This is a genomic window from Halomonas halophila, assembly GCF_030406665.1.
GTDB classification, from domain to species: domain Bacteria; phylum Pseudomonadota; class Gammaproteobacteria; order Pseudomonadales; family Halomonadaceae; genus Halomonas; species Halomonas halophila.
The window spans coordinates 2,620,128-2,637,241 of the sequence record NZ_CP129121.1; the positions used below are offsets into that span (position 1 = coordinate 2,620,128).

At 65.8% G+C, this 17,114-nt stretch carries 13 protein-coding genes, 2 tRNA genes and 2 rRNA genes; 6 read left to right on the forward strand and 11 right to left on the reverse strand.

The window, feature by feature from the left end; all coding sequences use genetic code 11:
• Positions 1-113 precede the first annotated feature (113 nt).
• Positions 114-2,060 (reverse strand): ATP-binding cassette domain-containing protein, encoded by a 1,947-nt coding sequence (locus QWG60_RS12350; RefSeq protein ID WP_046077831.1) that lies wholly within the window; start codon positions 2,058-2,060, stop codon positions 114-116.
• 136 nt (positions 2,061-2,196) lie between these two features.
• On the opposite strand from QWG60_RS12350, the gene QWG60_RS12355 reads away from it, so the two are divergent.
• Entirely contained in the window at positions 2,197-3,078 is an 882-nt protein-coding gene (locus tag QWG60_RS12355; RefSeq protein WP_046077830.1) for a TatD family hydrolase, read from the forward strand.
• Entirely contained in the window at positions 3,071-3,553 is a 483-nt protein-coding gene (locus QWG60_RS12360; protein ID WP_035593054.1) for a hypothetical protein, read from the forward strand. The genes QWG60_RS12355 and QWG60_RS12360 overlap by 8 nt, the downstream gene beginning before the upstream one ends.
• A gap of 16 nt (positions 3,554-3,569) precedes the next feature.
• Here the strand turns inward: QWG60_RS12360 and QWG60_RS12365 are convergent, their stop codons facing one another.
• Together QWG60_RS12365 and QWG60_RS12370 are read right to left on the reverse strand one after the other, a co-directional pair.
• Positions 3,570-4,160 (reverse strand): elongation factor P hydroxylase, encoded by a 591-nt coding sequence (locus QWG60_RS12365; RefSeq protein WP_107181004.1) that lies wholly within the window; start codon positions 4,158-4,160, stop codon positions 3,570-3,572.
• Positions 4,161-4,293: 133 nt separating this feature from the next.
• Positions 4,294-5,718 (reverse strand): FAD-binding oxidoreductase, encoded by a 1,425-nt coding sequence (locus tag QWG60_RS12370; protein WP_146909478.1) that lies wholly within the window; start codon positions 5,716-5,718, stop codon positions 4,294-4,296.
• 205 nt (positions 5,719-5,923) lie between these two features.
• Here QWG60_RS12370 and QWG60_RS12375 point away from each other — a divergent pair, with 205 nt between their 5' ends.
• The 3 genes from QWG60_RS12375 to QWG60_RS12385 all read left to right on the forward strand — a co-directional run bounded on the left by QWG60_RS12375 (position 5,924) and on the right by QWG60_RS12385 (position 9,210).
• Positions 5,924-7,372: an MATE family efflux transporter gene (locus tag QWG60_RS12375; RefSeq protein ID WP_146909476.1), complete on the forward strand. Its 1,449-nt coding sequence runs from the start codon at positions 5,924-5,926 to the stop codon at positions 7,370-7,372.
• Positions 7,344-8,375 carry a DUF3080 family protein gene (locus QWG60_RS12380; RefSeq protein WP_046077827.1) on the forward strand — a complete coding sequence of 344 codons (1,032 nt, stop codon included), beginning with the start codon at positions 7,344-7,346 and terminating at the stop codon, positions 8,373-8,375. Before QWG60_RS12375 ends, QWG60_RS12380 begins: the two co-directional genes overlap by 29 nt.
• A gap of 118 nt (positions 8,376-8,493) precedes the next feature.
• On the forward strand, positions 8,494-9,210 hold the full coding sequence (locus tag QWG60_RS12385) for a hypothetical protein (protein WP_046077826.1): 717 nt from the start codon (positions 8,494-8,496) through the stop codon (positions 9,208-9,210).
• A 28-nt stretch (positions 9,211-9,238) separates the two neighbouring features.
• Here QWG60_RS12385 and tusA read toward each other — a convergent pair whose 3' ends face one another.
• Positions 9,239-9,490 (reverse strand): sulfurtransferase TusA, encoded by a 252-nt coding sequence (gene tusA, locus QWG60_RS12390; protein ID WP_035593066.1) that lies wholly within the window; start codon positions 9,488-9,490, stop codon positions 9,239-9,241.
• Positions 9,491-9,535: 45 nt separating this feature from the next.
• Between tusA and QWG60_RS12395 the strand changes: the two genes are divergently transcribed.
• Complete coding sequence (locus QWG60_RS12395; protein ID WP_035593068.1) at positions 9,536-9,823, forward strand: antibiotic biosynthesis monooxygenase family protein; 288 nt, start codon at positions 9,536-9,538, stop codon at positions 9,821-9,823.
• 4 nt (positions 9,824-9,827) lie between these two features.
• Here QWG60_RS12395 and rlmM read toward each other — a convergent pair whose 3' ends face one another.
• The 7 genes from rlmM to QWG60_RS12430 all read right to left on the reverse strand — a co-directional run bounded on the left by rlmM (position 9,828) and on the right by QWG60_RS12430 (position 17,050).
• Positions 9,828-10,895 (reverse strand): 23S rRNA (cytidine(2498)-2'-O)-methyltransferase RlmM, encoded by a 1,068-nt coding sequence (gene rlmM, locus QWG60_RS12400; RefSeq protein ID WP_107181001.1) that lies wholly within the window; start codon positions 10,893-10,895, stop codon positions 9,828-9,830.
• A 47-nt stretch (positions 10,896-10,942) separates the two neighbouring features.
• Entirely contained in the window at positions 10,943-11,395 is a 453-nt protein-coding gene (locus tag QWG60_RS12405) for a DUF2721 domain-containing protein (RefSeq protein ID WP_046077824.1), read from the reverse strand.
• 139 nt (positions 11,396-11,534) lie between these two features.
• On the reverse strand, positions 11,535-13,112 hold the full coding sequence (locus QWG60_RS12410) for a BCCT family transporter (RefSeq protein ID WP_046077823.1): 1,578 nt from the start codon (positions 13,110-13,112) through the stop codon (positions 11,535-11,537).
• A 360-nt stretch (positions 13,113-13,472) separates the two neighbouring features.
• Positions 13,473-13,587, reverse strand: a 5S ribosomal RNA gene (rrf, locus tag QWG60_RS12415).
• A gap of 90 nt (positions 13,588-13,677) precedes the next feature.
• Positions 13,678-16,564, reverse strand: a 23S ribosomal RNA gene (locus QWG60_RS12420).
• Positions 16,565-16,790: 226 nt separating this feature from the next.
• A tRNA-Ala gene (locus tag QWG60_RS12425) sits at positions 16,791-16,866 on the reverse strand.
• A gap of 107 nt (positions 16,867-16,973) precedes the next feature.
• Positions 16,974-17,050, reverse strand: a tRNA-Ile gene (locus QWG60_RS12430).
• Positions 17,051-17,114 lie beyond the last annotated feature (64 nt).

Sequence of the window (17,114 nt, forward strand, 5' to 3'; positions counted from 1 at the left end):
CCGATCGGACCGGCGCCCCGGTACCGCCGGCGGTCAAGATCGCCAGGTTTGTTCCCGACAAACCTATGCACTTCCCACATCCCTGTGGATCATCGAGCGCAATAGCGAATCCCTCAGGCTTCGCCGGCCGCCATCGCCTCCAACTCCATCCACCGCTCCATCGCGGTTTCGAGCGCTTCCTGCCGGTCGTTCAGCGCCTGCAGCGTCGCGGTGACCGTCTCGCTGTCCTGCTGGTAGAAGGCCGGATCGCCGACCTGCTCCTCGAAGTCGGCCACCGCCGCCTCCAGGCGCTCGATCTCCGCCGGCAGGCCGTCCAGCTCGCGCTGCAGCTTGTAGGACAGCTTGACGCGCTTCGGCGCGGCCTTGGCCGTCGCCTCGCTCTCGCTGGCCGATGCGGCCGGTTCGCTCGCCGCCGGGGCCTGCTCGGCGACCGGCTCCGCCGCCTGACGGGCCGCCCCCTCCCAGGGCGCCGGTGGCAGCTTGCCACCCTGGCGCACCCAGTCGTGGTAGCCGCCCACGTACTCGCGCACGCAGCCCTGGCCCTCGAAGGCCAGCACGCTGGTCACCACGTTGTCCATGAAGGCGCGGTCGTGGGACACCAGCAGCAGAGTGCCGTCGAAGTCGAGCAGCAGCTCCTCGAGCAGCTCCAGAGTCTCCACGTCCAGGTCGTTGGTCGGCTCGTCGAGCACCAGCACGTTGGCCGGCTGGGTGAACAGCTTGGCCAGCAGCAGGCGGTTGGACTCGCCGCCGGACAGCGCCTTGACCGGCTGGCGCACGCGCTCCGGGGTGAACAGGAAGTCCTGCAGGTAGCTCATCACATGGCGATCGCGGCCGCCCACGGTGAGCCGGTCGCTGCCCTGGGCGACGTTGTCGTAGACCGTCTTCTCCGGCTCGAGGCCGGCGCGCAGCTGGTCGAAGTAGGCCACCTGCAGCTTGGTGCCCATCCGCACCTGCCCCTCGCTGGGCTCGAGCTCGCCGAGCAGGATCTTGAGCAGGGTCGTCTTGCCGGCGCCGTTGCGGCCGATCAGGCCGATGCGGTCGCCGCGCTGAATCTCGAGGTTGAGGTCGCGAATGACCGCCTCGCCGTCGTAGTACTGGGTGACGTGAGACAGCTCCACCACCCGCTTGCCACTGCGCTCGCCGGTGTCCACCGAGAGGCTGGCGCGGCCCTGGCGCTCGCGACGCTCGCCGCGGTCGCGACGCATCTGCTGCAGGGCGCGCACGCGGCCCTCGTTGCGGGTCCGACGAGCCTTGATGCCCTGGCGGATCCACGCCTCTTCCTGGGCCAGCTTCTTGTCGAACTCGGCGTTCTCGCGGGCCTCGACCTCGAGTTCGTGGGTCTTCTGCTCCTGGTATTTGGCGTAGTCGCCGGGATAGCGCCCCAGGCGGCCGCGGTCGAGCTCGAGGATGTTGGTGGCCAGCCGCGACAGGAAGGCGCGGTCGTGGGTGATGAACAGCACCGCGCCGTTGAAGGCGGACAGCTGTTCCTCCAGCCAGGCGATGGTGTCCAGGTCCAGGTGGTTGGTGGGCTCGTCGAGCAGCAGCAGGTCGGGCTCGACCACCAGCGCCCGCGCCAGCGCCACGCGCCGCCGCCAGCCGCCGGAGAGGTCCGCCATGGCGGCATCCGCCGGCAGCCCCAGGCGCGTCAGCACCACGTCGATGCGCTGGTGGAAGGACCAGCCGTCGATGGCCTCGAGGCGGGTCTGTAGCTGGGCCATCCGCGTCATGTCGGGCTCGGCCTGCTGCACCAGATGGTGATACTCGGACAGCAGCTCGCCGGCCTCGGGCAGGCCCTGGGCGACCACGTCGAAGATGGTCTCGCCGGAGGCGGCGGGCAGGTCCTGGGCGAGCACGCCGATCTTGAGGCCGGGCGCGCGCCAGATGGTGCCGCCGTCGGGCAGGCTCTCGCCCGACACCAGCTTGAGCAGGGTCGACTTGCCGGTTCCGTTGCGGCCCACCAGCGCCAGACGCTCGCCCTTCTCCAGCACCAGATCGGCGCCGTCGAGAAGCACATGGGTGCCGTAGGCCAGTTGCAGCTGTTCCAGACGTAGCAGGGTCACGCATTCACCTCATCGTTCGATCAAGCCGCCAGTGTAACGCATGCCTGCCCCGACGTGGCCCCACCCCACCCTCCGCGGGTACAATGCGCGCCCGTTTCCCGCGCGCTAGACGAACCGCCCAGAGGAGAGCTTCGCCTTGGCCGACGCCACGCCCCCCTTCGACGACGTGCTGCCCGAGGCGCTGAGATTCCGTTCGCCGGCCCCGCTGGTGGACATCGGCGCCAACCTGACCCACGAGAGCTTCGCCCGCGACCTCGAGGCGACGATCCAGCGCGCTCGCGCCGCCGGCGTCGACACGCTGATCCTCACCGGCACCGACCGCGAGCACGCCGAGCAGGCCGTGACCCTGGCGCGCCGCTACCCGGGGCTGTATGCCACCGCCGGCGTGCATCCCCATGACGCCAGCCGCTGGAACGCCGAGCTCGAGGCCGCGATGCGCGAGCTCCACCGCCAGCCGGAGGTCGTGTCGGTGGGCGAATGCGGCCTGGACTTCAACCGCAACTTCTCGACGCCGGCCGAGCAGCAGCACGCCTTCGAGGCGCAGCTTACGCTGGCCGCCGAGAGCGGCCTGCCGCTGTTCCTCCACGAGCGCGACGCCGGGCCGCGCATGCGCGAGATGCTGCACGCCTGGCGCGACGACATCTCGAAGGCGGTGGTGCACTGCTTCACCGCCGACCGCGACACCCTTTACGGCTACCTGGACCTCGACCTGCACATCGGCCTGACCGGCTGGCTGTGCGACGAGCGCCGCGGCCATCACCTGCGCGAGCTGGTGGGGGCGATTCCCGCCGAGCGGCTGATGGTGGAAACCGACTGCCCCTACCTGCTGCCGCGCAATTTACCTGCCAAACTCAAGGGCAGACGCCACGAGCCGGCGCTGCTGCCCTGGATCGTGCGCGAGATCGCCCACTGGCGCGGCGACACGGAAGCCGACCTGGCCCGCATCACCACCGCCACCGCCCGGGCCTTCTTCGGCCTCGACGAGCCTGCCCGCGAGGAGGGGCAACAGAATGGATGATCTGCCTGCGTTCATCGCCATCGAGACCGGCGACGACGGCGACCTGCCGCTGTCCATCGCCTGGACCCTGCCCGATGGCCGCGTCAAGCACACCCTGATCCAGCCCGACGACGAGTGGCTGGACGACGAGCTGGTCTCGCTGGGCGCCTACAGCCTGGAGGAGCTCTCCAGCATGGGCGTGAGCCCGCTGGACGTGATCCGCGAGCTGGAGACCGACCACTTCAACGCCACCCTCTACACCGCCGGCGTCGGCGACGACGAGGCGGCGCTGTCGCGGCTGTTCGAGACCTACGGGCTGGACCCGTTCGTCGAGCTGGCCCCGGCCGAGAGCCTCTATGCCGAGCTGGCGCCCGGCGACTGGTCCCGCGCCCGCGGCGAGCTGTTCGGCGAGCTGGGGCTCGAACCGCTGCGCCCCGAGGAGGAGATCCAGGTGATGCTGACGCTGCATCAGCGGCTCGGCAACGCCGAGCTCTGAGACAGCGACGAGACCGTCAGGCGGGCTCGGCGGCGGGCGCCTCACGGCGTTCGAGACACGCCCGGCCCGCCACCAGCGCCGCCTCGAGCGGCGCGCCCTCGCCTCTCTCCCGGCCCTGGCCGTAGAAGACCGCCAGCGCGGTGCGGAAGGCCTCGGCCCGGGCCGGCAGGCCTTCCCGCTCGTAGCGCGCCGCCCGCGCCGCGACCCGCTCGGCGAAGCCTTCCCGGTCGACCTCCACCTCGCCCAGGTTGTCCACGCTGACCTGGAAGCGATGGCCGCAGGCGGCGGCGAACAGACTCTCCAGCGCCTGGGGCGCCACCTCCACCGCCTCGAAGTCGCGCTGCTGGTCGGCGTCGCGGCCGTCGGGCAGGTACCAGTAGCCGTAGTCCTCGAGCTCGCGGCGCCGCGCGCCGGCGATGCACCAGTGGCTGATCTCGTGCAGCGCGCTGGCGTAGAAGCCGCGGGCGAAGATCACCCGATGCCAGGGCGTCTCGGCATCGGCGGGCAGGTACAGCGGCTCGTCGCCGCCGCGCACCAGGCGGGTGTTGCAGGCGGGCAGGAAGAGGCCGTCGAACAGGGCGATGACATCCTCGAGGCGGTGGCTCACGCGGGCTCCGGCGGGTCGTGAATGGGCGGCACAGTATAGCGAGGCCGGCCCGGCGGCGAAAACCGCCAGGTCAGGTGCCTGCCATGCTCCGTGCGCTTCGCCTTCACCCATCTCTCGCGGCCGCCATTTCCCCTCATGCGACCCGGTCGACCGGCGGGATGTTGTGGTTCAACCGAAACAGGTTGCCGGGGTCGACGCGGGCCTTGAGGCGGGCCAGACGGTCGTAGTGCTGGCGATAGTTGTCGGCGACCCGATGGCCGTCGTCGTCGGCCATGAAGTTCACGTAGCCGCCGCCGTCGGTGTAGGGCCGCAGGGCACGATAGTAGTCCCGCCCCCAGGCGATGTTGCGCTCGCTGTCTGCGGGGTCGGACCAGCTCGGGCCCAGTGCCGTGGCGAAGCCGGCATCGCGATAGGCGAAGGCGGTGGCCCCGGCCTCGACCCGGCCGCTGGCCCCGTCGAGGGGGAACAGCAGGGTCGCCGTTTCCGCGCTGGGCAGCCGGGCCCCGAAGTCCAGGTGCACCGCGATCGCCTCGTCCGTGGGCGGCCCGGAGAAGCATCCCTTCCAGTAATGATGCAGCCCCGGCGGCAGCAGCTCGTCGAACAGGGTGTTGATGGTCGGGTACGGCATGCGCCGCAGCGCCTGCCCCTGAATCTCGCCGAGGTCGGCCAGCCACTCGCCGATCCGGGCATCGTCCTGTTCCGGCCCGCTCCAGCAGCTCAGCACCGCCGCCATCGGCCGACCGTGCCAGGCCTCGGGCAGAAACGGCAGCGGCGGCCCCGGCGTGATGACCAGCAGCGCGCCCAGGGCCTCGGGTGCCTCACAGATCCGCTCCCGGTAGCGGCGGATCACCTCACCGTCGAGCGGATAGAAGGTCGGGCCACCGAGGATGTCCGGGACCTCGTGCAGGCGATACTCGAAGGCCGTCACCACGCCGAAGTTGCCGCCGCCGCCGCGCAGCGCCCAGAACAGCTCGGCATGGGCGTCCTCGCGGCAGGTCAGGCATTCGCCGTCCGCGGTGACGACATCGGCGGCGATCAGGTTGTCGCAGGCGAGACCGAAGCGCCGGTTCAGATAGCCGAGCCCGCCACCCAGCGTCAGCCCGGCGATGCCGGTGGTGGACACGATGCCGCCCGGCGTCGCCAAGCCGAAGGCCGCCGCGGCCCGGTTGAGATCGGCCCAGGTCGCACCACCGCCGGCGCGCAGGGTGCGCGCCTCGGGATCGACCCGGCAATCGTTCAGGTCGCCGAGGTCGAGCACCAGGCCGTCGTCGCAGGTGCCGTAGCCCGCCACGCTGTGCCCGCCGCCGCGCACCGCCAGCGCCAGCCCCGTGCTCCGGGCGGCCTCGAGGGTGGCCGTCACGTCGGCGGTGTCCGCCGCCTGGACGATCAGCGCCGGGTGACGGTCGTGCTGCGCATTATAGACCCTACGCGCCGCGTCATACTCGGGATGATCCGGGCGTGTCAGGCGCCCGTGGAGGCGTGAAACCAGCGCCCGGACGGCCGCCTCGGCCCGCTCCGGTTCGCCCCGCCCCGTGGCATCGATATCGTGATCGTTCATCTCGCACCTCCCGGCGACTCGCGCCTGCGCTGGATCACGACGGCCGCCGTCGCGGCCTCCTTCTCTAGGTATAGCGCCGATTCACCGCCGCGGCATGACGCGCCCGGCACGCCACGGCGGCGAGGCGCCGAGGGGGCTGCTAGACTAGCGCGCTCTCCCCGATTGCATGGAGCACGGGGGCCGACCTTTCCATGGAGCATGATTCTTGGCCCAGTTCATTCCTCGGCTGCTCGCCACCACACGCACGGAAACCCGCCCGCTGATTCGCCTGGCGCTGCCGATCTGCGGCGCCCAGCTCGCCCAGGCCGCCATGAGCACGGTGGACGTGATGATGACCGGGCGGCTCAGCGCCACCGACCTGGCCGCCGTCTCGGTGGGTTCCAGCCTGTGGATGCCGCTGATGCTGCTGATGACCGGCACCCTCATGGGCCTGACCCCGGTGGTAGCGCAGCTGCTCGGCGCCGAACGCCGGGACGGCATTCGCCTGCAGGTGCACCAGGCGCTGTGGATCGGCCTGGTGATGGGCGTGATCGCGGCGGTACTCCTGTGGACGGCGGTGATGCCGGTATTTCACCTGATGGAGGTGCCCGAGGCGGTGGCCGAGCGCGCCGCGGGCTATCTGGGCGCCGTGGCCCTGGGGCTGCCGGCGGTGGGACTGTTCATGGCGTTACGCGCCTTCTCCGACGGCATGAATCATACCCGCCCGGCGCTGTGGATCAGCCTGCTGGGGCTCGCCGTCAACGTCCCCAGCAACTACCTGCTGATCTACGGTGGCCCGGGGCTCGAAGCCCTGCTGGGCGGCTGGCTGCCGACACCGATCACGGCCCTGCCGGCACTGGGGGCGGTGGGCTGCGGCATCGCCACCGCGCTGTCGATGTGGGTGATGTGCCTGGCCATGGTCGCCTACACCCGGCGCAGCCGAGCCTATGGCGACGTCGAGCTGTGGCACTCGCCGACGCCACCGCGGTGGCGGCCGATCCTGGAGCTGCTCTACGTGGGCGTGCCGATCGGCCTGGCGATCTTCATGGAGGTGACGCTGTTCACGCTGATCGCGCTGTTCATCGCCAGCCTCGGCGAGGTCGTGGTGGCGGCGCACCAGGTGGCCCTGAACTACACCGGCCTGCTGTTCATGCTGCCGCTGTCGCTGGGCATGGCATTGACGGTGCGGGTCGGCAACGTCCTGGGTCAGGGACGTCCCGAGGCCGCGCGCCTGGTGGCATGGAATGGCATGCTGATCGCCCTCGCGGTGGCGCTGTTCAACTGTCTGCTGCTGTGGTTCACCGCCGAGCCGGTGATCGGCTTCTACACCCACGACCCGGCCGTCGCGCGGCTGACCCTGTCGCTGGTGGGCCTGGCCATGATCTACCAGATCTCGGACTCGCTGCAGGCCAACCTGGCCGGCGCGCTGCGTGGCTACAAGGACACCAGGATCATCATGGTGATCACCCTGGTCGCCTTCTGGCTGGTCGGCCTCGGCGGCGGCCACTGGCTCGGCGACCATGGCCTGTTCGGCCTGGTGGAGCCGCTCGAGGTCTATGGTTACTGGATCGGGCTGGTGGCCGGGCTGACGGTCGCCGCCCTGCTGCTGGGCGAACGCCTGAGACGACGGAGCAAGGCAGTCATCGATGAGGATTCCACGCCCCGACCGGCCTAGCCTCGGCGCGCTGCTGATCGGCCTTGTGGCCCTCGCCGGCTGCGGCGAAGGGCCCGCCGAGACGCGGCTCGCCGACTACCAGCGGGGGCTGGCCGAGTCGCTCGATCTGCCCGCGCCGGAGCGCACCGCGCCCGACAATATCGGCGACTTCCCCGGCCCCGAGGCGCGATTGTTCGAGATCCCCGAGACCCGCGAGGGGATGCTCGACGTCTTCGCCCTGCGCGGCTGCCATATCGCCAACCTGGTCGCCGAACGCAACAACCAGCTGGGCAAGGTGGCCGCGCCCAGCCAGCGCTGGCTCTACGAGCTGGCTCTGTGGCGCCGCCTGAGCGGCTGCTGGAACACCGAGGTGCCACAAACGCTCGGCGACGACCACCGGGCCCGGCTGGAGCGGCTCACCCGGCTCAAGACCGGGCAGCTGCCCCGGGCCAGCTGGAACGCCCTGTTCGCCTCGGAGGAGTGGATCGACAGTTTCTCCCGGGCCAGCTCGCCGCTGCCGCCGGAGTCTCTGGACGAGGTCGATGCCCAGCTGCCGGCACTTGCCTACCTGCGCGAGACCACCCTGCACCAGTTCGATCGCGACTGGGTGCCGGATTCCGCCACCCTGGAAGGGCATCTCAAAACGCTGCGTGACCGGCCGTTGACCGCCGAGCTGCTGCGCGCCCTGATGCTCGCGGAACGACGCCTGACGGAAGGCTCCGACCTGCTGGAGACGGCACTGGCCGACGACCACTGCCCTGCCCCGGCGGCCGGTGCCTTCGAGGCATCGATGCCTCCTTCCCTGACGAGCTGGCTCGATAGCCTGACGCAGGCCTCCCGACACTGGCTCACGGCCATTCAACGCCTGCTGGAGGCCCAGAAGGTGGCGCCACGCCCGGCCATCGAACGCTACCGGGAGCGCTGGCTATCGCGGGAAACGCCCGGAGCGCCCTGGCCCGCCCTCCAGGCGGCTCGCCGGCATCACCAGGCGCTGCGCGCCGAGCTGGCACGACGCTGCCGCTGACCACCGGGGCTTAACCTCGGTCATCGGTCTGTGCTATTGATGGGATGACAGTGACGTCGTGCGCTGCCGACCGGCCCGAGGGCCAATGCCGTGATCAAGCCGCCGCTGGAGGGACTTCATGGGTATCCCGCTGTCATCTCGCCCCGCCCGGGTCATCGACCTGGAGACCATGCGCCAACGCCAGCAGGCTCGCAAACGCCTGATTCGTCTCGCGCCCGAGCTCGATGGCCTGGAGATGGTGTATCAACTGCCCGACGAACCCGAGGCCTACTACGGCATGCCCCTGCTCGCCTGGGGACTGCGTGACGACGGAGACGTCGTCGGCCTCGTGCCCTGGATGGAGCGCCTGACGCCCTGCCAGGCGCTCGACGACCCGGAACATGGCCACTTCATCGGCTACCGGGATCCGGAAACCGAAGAGCTGTTCGAGCTGCCGCCGGAGCACAAGGTGCTGGAGCTCGAGCAGGCCGCCGCCTACTTCGACTATGAAGAAACCGAATCACCGACGCTGATCCAGCAGCTGCCCGAGACCCAGGGCACCCATGCCCTGTGCATGGACGAGGGCGACACGCCTTGGCAGCTCAAGCAGGTGTTCGGCTGGCGACTCTACAGCGACGGCGCCGTGGAGGCCCTGCTGGCCGACGAACGCTACGTCGAGACGACCCCGATCCTGCCGGGCGATGCCTGTCTGTATCCCGGCCACAGCCGCCATCAGGTGGTCTACTTCTTCCAACGTCAGATCGCCAATCGCATCCGGCGCGAGGATCCGGAGACGCTGGAAGCCCTGGCGCTGATGGTGATGCCCGACACGCCGGAGCGCGGCGACGAGACGTGAGGGCAGCGTCGGGGCCCGATCCGAACGATCAGCCCAGGCGGATGTAGTAGAGGTAGTGGCCGTCGCGCTCTTCCTGGGCCAGCAGCTCGTGGCCCAGGAAGCTGCAGAACTTGGGTACGTCCCGGGTGGTTGCCGGATCGCTGGCCACCACCTTGAGCACCTCGCCCGACGCCATGTCCCGCACCTTGTTGTGCATCAGCATGATGGGCTCGGGGCAGTAGAGCCCGGTGGTGTCCAGTTCGGCCTGGCAGGTTGGCAGGGAGTCCGGGGAATCAACCATCGATGACCTCGCCTCGTAATACGGAATGAAAGGGAGAATAGCGGGATGATCAAGATCATTATCGAGCGCCGTATCATGCCCGGGCTGGAGGAAGAATACGAGCAGGTCGCCCGCGAAGCCATGCGTCAGGTGCTCGGGGCCCCGGGCTTCGGCGGCGGCGAAAGCCTGGTCGAGATGGGGCATGAGGACAGGCGTATGGTGATCACCAAGTGGCGCGACCTGCGCGCCTGGCAGGAGTGGCGCGACAGCGAACAGCGCGCCCGGGTCATGCAGGACCTCTACCCGCTGCTCACCGAGGAGGAACGCATTCGCCTCTATACCCTCAGCTACTGACGCCTCAGTTGAGCAGCCGGACGTGGACCGTCACCTCTTCGCGATCGTGATAGAGGTGTCGGCACGCGATCTCGGCGTGCACCCCTGCCTCCGCCAGTGAGCGATCGAGACGGGCCAGTCCCTCCGACACCGCCTCCCAGCGCCGCTTCATCGGCAGCTTCAGGTTGAACACCGCCTCGCGACACCAGCGCTTCACCAGCCAGCGCTCGACCATGTCGATCACCCTCGCCGGTTTGTCGACGATGTCACAGACCAGCCAGTCCAGACGCATCGGCGGGGCCCAGACGAAACCGTCCTCGCGCAGGTGCTCGACCAGTCCGGTCGCCATCAGACCGCGGTCCATGGGGCCGTTGTCGATGGCATAGACCTGCATGCCGCGCTGCACCAGCTGCCAGGTCCAGCCGCCCGGTGCCGCGCCGAGATCCGCCGCCTGCATGCCCTCGGCCAGGCGCGTCTCCCACTGGTCCCGCGGCACGAATTCGTGCCAGGCCTCCTCGAGCTTGAGGGTCGAGCGGCTGGGCGCATCGTGGGGAAAGCGCAGGCGGCGGATGCCACCCGGCTGCTCGCTGCGGTTACCGGGGAAGCTCATGCCCAGCTGGACCCGGTCGCCGTCGGTCCACAGCAGATGCAAGCGTCGACCGCCCGCCTTGCGGCGCAAGGCGCCACGCTTCTTGAGGATCGATTCCAGCGGACGCTGAAGCGCCTTGATCAGCCCGGCCAGCGCCTTGGCGTCGTTGGTGTCCGGCGTTTCCTGCCACAGCGACTCGAAGTTCCAGCCGCTGGCCACCACCTGCTCGACGATCGGCGAGAGGCGATCTTCCCGGGACAGCCCCTCCAGCGGCGCCAGGGCGACCAGGCTCTGCCGGGCGAAGACCAGCGACGCCAGTGGCAGATCGCGATGCAGGGCGTTGGCGGGACGTTCGTCGGTCAGCACGAAGCGGACATGGCCGGACTGGGGCTGGGCCAGGGGGTAGCCCTGCCAGCCGAGGGCGGCCGCCTTGATGGCGATCTCGGCGGCCAGGTCGGACTCGAAGCCGGGGCGGCAATAGAACAGCAGCTGCTGGGGGATCATGGGGCCTCCTGTGAAGGCCCGACAGTCTAGCCGGGCCCCTGCTGGACTCACAAGTCGCGCGGCGTATCGTCGCTGTCGTCACGCTCGCCGGCCGCGCCGGAGGCGCGATGACGATTGAGGACTTCCAGGTCCTGGAGCTGAACGTTCAAGGCGTTGGTCGAGATCTTCACCTCCCACAGGGAGAAGCACAACGAGACCGAGAGCGTGATCAGGCTGATGCCGAACAGCACCATGCCCAGCAGGGTGAGCGACAGGAACAGCGCGAACATCGACAGTGTGCACAGCAGGAAACTCGACACCCCTGCCATCTGCATGCGTTTGGTCAGGGTGATGCGCTTGCGCAGCATCAGGATCTGACGGGCGGCCACCTCATGGTGGGTATCCCGATCCTCCTCGGCGAGCTTGCGAATCAGCTGTGCCAGGGTCAGGAAGCGATTGGTATAGGCCAGCAGCAGCAGGGAAATGGCCGGAAACAGCAGGGCCGGTGTGGTCAGCGTCAAGAAACGAACTCCATCATTATTAGACTTTAGTCGCATTATACGGCATCCAGGGCGCATGGCCGACCCCTGAAAGCGAATCGGCCCCCGAGCGATGATGCGCGGGGGCCGATGCGTCTGGCGGCAGGCGTGTCGTCGAGCGTCAGGTACGCCGCGGGTCGGCGACGATGCCCTGCTCCCTCGCCATGGCCATGGCCGCCTGGGGGCCCGTCCACAGCGAGGGCAGCAGCACCAGCGAGACCGGAATCGCGGTGATGACGATGAATTGCTGCAGCGCGCTGATCTGACCGGCTCCCATGTACAGCAGAATCGCCGCCATCAGCGCCATGGCGATGCCCCAGAAGGCCCGCACGAAGACGTTCGGCGCATCATGCCCGGCGCCGACCACCGAGATCGCGTAGCTCATGGAATCGCCGGTAGTGGCGACGAAGATGGTCGTCAGCACCAGGATCGCCAGCGCCATCAGCGATCCGCCCGGCAAGGCCTGGGCCACGGTCAGGGTGGCGACGTCGAACTGAAAGTCGTTGAGCGCCGAGGTGAGGTCGATGGCTCCGGTCAGCTGATAGTGGATCCCCGAGCCCCCCAGCAGGGTGAACCAGATCGTGGTGGCGATGGGCGCCATGACGGCCACGGCCAGGATCATCTGCCGGATGGTGCGGCCCCGGGAGATGCGCGCCACGAAAATCGCCATCAGCGGGCCGTAGCCGATGAACCAGGCGAAGAAGAACACCGTCCACCACTGCATCCACCAGGCCGGCGCGGTCTGGGTGGTCATGGTGGCCATGGGGAAGAACGCATTCAGATACTCGCCGAAGCCCTGGGTGAAGGCGTTGACCAGAAACCGGGTCGGGCCGAACAGGAAGATGACCGCCGCGATGACCAGCGCCAGGATCACGTTGAACCGGCTCAGCCACTGGATGCCGCGATGGACACCGGTCATGGCCGAACTCACGTAGACCGCGCCCAGGCCGATCAGGATCACCAGCTGGGTGCCATAGCCTTCCGGCAGCCCGAACAGCTCGTGCAGGCCGAAACTCACCTGGGTCGCCAGGAAGCCGATCGGCCCCACGGTGCCCGCCACCACGGCGATCACGCACAGGCCATCCACCACGCCGCCGAACCAGCCGTGCATCACGCGCTCGCCGAGCACCGGGGTCAGCAGGGTGCGTGGCTGCAGGGGAAGGCCGCGCACGTAGTGAGCATGGGCCAGGACCACGGCGGTCAGCGAGCCCAGCACCGCCCAGGCCAGAAAGCCCCAGTGCATGAAGGACTGCGCCAGGGCGCCGGCGATCGCCTCGGCGGTGCCGGCCTCGGTGTCGAAGGCCGGTGGCGTGACCACGAAGTGATAGACCGGCTCGCCCGCGGCGAAGAACACTCCTCCCCCGGCCAGCAGCGTGCACATGATGATCGACAGCCACTTGAAGGTGCTCATCTCGGGCGCGTCCAGGTTACCGACCTTGGCGCTGGCCGCCGGTGAAAAGACCAGCCCCATCGCCACCAGGAAGGTCAGCAGCAGCAGCCATTGGAAATAGCTGCCCAGCGTCCTGGCGGTCCAGGCGAAACCGGCGGCGATGCCGTCGGCCACCATGTTGACGTCATACAGCGACAGGGCGATGAAGCCCAGGATGAAGCCGATGCTGACGCCGAGCACGACTGGATCTCCCAGCCGCCTGACGGCGGAAGGCGTGGAACTCGTCGCGTGGGCTTGAGATTCACTCATGCAATGCTGTCGGCCGAAGTGGGCCGCTCTCTCCTTTGTGGTGTATCGAAACAGGGTATGTCGGCAGTCATGCCGAAAGCGCGATAGACGCCTTCTCAGCGAAGGACATGTATCGAAAAAGAGCTTGTGGAACGTTTGGCCCCGTCTTGGAGCGGTGGGGCTGTGGATAGCGTATCGCCGCCCGTGAAGACGTTGATGCCATATGGCGATGAACCGGGATGTCGACGGCCTTTCCGGTGAAGAGGCAATATCTCGGCGCCGACATGCGTTTGGCGGAAAGGCGGGGAGCGCTCATCGGAGCAAACGGGACAACAAGAAAAACCCCGAGCCTTTTGGGCTCGGGGTTTTCTCGGTATAAGTGCCTGACGATGACCTACTCTCGCATGGGAACTCCCACACTACCATCGGCGCTGAGCGGTTTCACTGCTGAGTTCGGCATGGGATCAGGTGGTTCCCGCACGCTATGGTCGTCAGGCGAAAAAGGCAATGCGAATCATGCTGACGAGATATGTCTCTCGCGTATCCGCCGTCGTCTGTTGTCAGTCACAGACCACTTGGGTGTTATATGGTCAAGCCTCACGGGCCATTAGTATCGGTTAGCTCAACGCCTTGCAGCGCTTCCACACCCGACCTATCAACCAGCTCGTCTCGCTGGGCCCTTCAGGAGGCTCGAGGCCTCGGGGAGATCTCATCTTGAAGGAGGCTTCCCGCTTAGATGCTTTCAGCGGTTATCCCGTCCGACCATAGCTACCCGGCGATGCCACTGGCGTGACAACCGGAACACCAGAGGGTCGTCCACTCCGGTCCTCTCGTACTAGGAGCAGCACTTCTCAAATCTCCAACGCCCACGGCAGATAGGGACCGAACTGTCTCACGACGTTCTAAACCCAGCTCGCGTACCACTTTAAATGGCGAACAGCCATACCCTTGGGACCGACTTCAGCCCCAGGATGTGATGAGCCGACATCGAGGTGCCAAACACCGCCGTCGATGTGAACTCTTGGGCGGTATCAGCCTGTTATCCCCGGAGTACCTTTTATCCGTTGAGCGATGGCCCTTCCATACAGAACCACCGGATCACTAGAACCTACTTTCGTACCTGCTCGACGTGTCTGTCTCGCAGTTAAGCACCCTTATGCTCTTGCACTCATTGCACGATTTCCAACCGTGCTGAGGGTACCTTCGTGCTCCTCCGTTACGCTTTGGGAGGAGACCGCCCCAGTCAAACTACCCACCACACACGGTCCTCGATCCGGATAACGGACCGGAGTTAGAACGCCAATGATGCCAGGCTGGTATTTCAAGGTTGGCTCCACTCGATCTGGCGACCGGGTTTCCAAGCCTCCCAGCTATCCTACACAAGCAACATCAGCGTCCAGTGTGAAGCTGTAGTAAAGGTTCACGGGGTCTTTCCGTCTAGCCGCGGGTACACAGCATCTTCACTGCGATTTCAATTTCACTGAGTCTCGGGTGGAGACAGCGTGGCCATCATTACGCCATTCGTGCAGGTCGGAACTTACCCGACAAGGAATTTCGCTACCTTAGGACCGTTATAGTTACGGCCGCCGTTTACCGGGGCTTCGATCAGGAGCTTCGCTTACGCTAACACCATCAATTAACCTTCCGGCACCGGGCAGGCGTCATACCCTATACGTCCGCTTACGCGTTTGCAGAGTACTGTGTTTTTAATAAACAGTTGCAGCCACCTGGTATCTTCGACCGGCGTCAGCTCCACCCGCAAGGGGCTTCACCTAATACCGGCGTGCCTTCTCCCGAAGTTACGGCACCATTTTGCCTAGTTCCTTCACCCGAGTTCTCTCAAGCGCCTTGGTATTCTCTACCTGACCACCTGTGTCGGTTTGGGGTACGGTTCCACTGTATCTGAAGCTTAGAGGCTTTTCCTGGGAGCGTGGCATCGATGACTTCCAGACCGTAGTCTGTTCGTCTCGTCTCTCGGCCTTGGGGAACCGGATTTGCCTAATCCCCCAGCCTACTGACTTTCACCAGGACAACCAACGCCTGGCTCACCTAGCCTTCTCCGTCCCCCCATCGCAATACAGTGAAGTACGGGAATATTGACCCGTTTCCCATCGACTACGCCTTTCGGCCTCGCCTTAGGGGCCGACTCACTCTGCTCCGATTAGCGTCGAACAGAAACCCTTGGTCTTCCGGCGGGGAGGTTTTTCACCCCCCTTATCGTTACTCATGTCAGCATTCGCACTCGTGATACCTCCAGCAAGCCTCTCGACTCACCTTCGTCGGCGTACACGACGCTCCTCTACCGCGCATCATTCGATGCACCCGTAGCTTCGGTACCTGGTTTGAGCCCCGTTACATCTTCCGCGCAGGCCGACTCGACTAGTGAGCTATTACGCTTTCTTTAAAGGATGGCTGCTTCTAAGCCAACCTCCTAGCTGTCTGAGCCTTCCCACATCGTTTCCCACTTAACCAGGATTTGGGGACCTTAGCTGACGGTCTGGGTTGTTTCCCTTTTCACAACGGACGTTAGCACCCGCTGTGTGTCTCCCACGCTGCACTCACCGGTATTCGGAGTTTGCCTCGGGTTGGTAAGTCGGGATGACCCCCTAGCCGAAACAGTGCTCTACCCCCGGCGGTGATACGTGAGGCGCTACCTAAATAGCTTTCGAGGAGAACCAGCTATCTCCGGGCTTGATTAGCCTTTCACTCCGATCCACAAGTCATCCAAATCTTTTTCAACAGATCCTGGTTCGGTCCTCCAGTTGATGTTACTCAACCTTCAACCTGCTCATGGATAGATCGCCCGGTTTCGGGTCTATATCCAGCGACTGGTCGCCCAGTTAAGACTCGGTTTCCCTACGCCTCCCCTATACGGTTAAGCTCGCCACTGAATATAAGTCGCTGACCCATTATACAAAAGGTACGCGGTCACGGGACGAGCCCGCTCCCACTGCTTGTACGCACACGGTTTCAGGGTCTATTTCACTCCCCTCTCCGGGGTTCTTTTCGCCTTTCCCTCACGGTACTGGTTCACTATCGGTCAGTCAGGAGTATTTAGCCTTGGAGGATGGTCCCCCCGTCTTCAATCAGGGTTTCACGTGCCCCGACCTACTCGATTTCACGGGATCAGGCTTTCGACTACGGGGCTATCACCCTGTATCGCTGAGTTTCCCAACTCATTCGCCTAACCTTTCACCCGCTTAAGGGCTGGTCCCCGTTCGCTCGCCGCTACTGGGGGAATCTCGGTTGATTTCTTTTCCTCGGGGTACTTAGATGTTTCAGTTCCCCCGGTTCGCCTCGTGCACCTATGTATTCAGTGCACGATACCTATCTGACGATAGGTGGGTTTCCCCATTCAGAGATGTCCGGGTCGCAGGTTGTTTGCCACCTCGCCGAACCTTATCGCAGGCTTCCACGTCTTTCATCGCCTCTGACTGCCAAGGCATCCACCGTGTGCGCTTCATCGCTTGACCATATAACCCCAAGGGGTCTGATCCGCGATGACAACCACGACAATTGCCGGATACGCTTGAGACGTATCTCATGCCCTCTCCCGGGTAGGAGAGGGACTTTGTCAGCATGATTCACATTGTTAAAGAGCGACTGTCAATCGACAGTCACAAACGTGTCATTGCCTTTTGCAATGATCGTTTGTGACTGCGGATTCACATAAAACCGACTGCAGGACCCTGTGGAGCGTGGTGGAGCCTAGCGGGATCGAACCGCTGACCTCCTGCGTGCAAGGCAGGCGCTCTCCCAGCTGAGCTAAGGCCCCTCTGAATACCCATACGTGACATGGGAATTTTATTCAGGACAAGGCGTTTTGTGGCGACGCATAGCCTGCTATGCGAGTCACAAAACAACGCGGTACTGGATAAAATTTGGTGGGTCTGGGCAGATTTGAACTGCCGACCTCACCCTTATCAGGGGTGCGCTCTAACCAACTGAGCTACAGACCCATTGGTCACGCTGGGTCTATACCCAAACAGTCTTTTGCTCTGGCCGATCAGATAATTCATTGTG

Coding starts and splice junctions, on each gene's coding strand:
- tusA (WP_035593066.1), bottom strand. CDS start 9,490: ATGGTTGATTCCCCGGACTCCCTGCCAACCTGCCAGGCCGAACTGGAC.
- QWG60_RS12360 (WP_035593054.1), top strand. CDS start 3,071: ATGGATGATCTGCCTGCGTTCATCGCCATCGAGACCGGCGACGACGGC.
- QWG60_RS12380 (WP_046077827.1), top strand. CDS start 7,344: ATGAGGATTCCACGCCCCGACCGGCCTAGCCTCGGCGCGCTGCTGATC.
- rlmM (WP_107181001.1), bottom strand. CDS start 10,895: ATGATCCCCCAGCAGCTGCTGTTCTATTGCCGCCCCGGCTTCGAGTCC.
- QWG60_RS12395 (WP_035593068.1), top strand. CDS start 9,536: ATGATCAAGATCATTATCGAGCGCCGTATCATGCCCGGGCTGGAGGAA.
- QWG60_RS12370 (WP_146909478.1), bottom strand. CDS start 5,718: ATGAACGATCACGATATCGATGCCACGGGGCGGGGCGAACCGGAGCGG.
- QWG60_RS12385 (WP_046077826.1), top strand. CDS start 8,494: ATGGGTATCCCGCTGTCATCTCGCCCCGCCCGGGTCATCGACCTGGAG.
- QWG60_RS12410 (WP_046077823.1), bottom strand. CDS start 13,112: ATGAGTGAATCTCAAGCCCACGCGACGAGTTCCACGCCTTCCGCCGTC.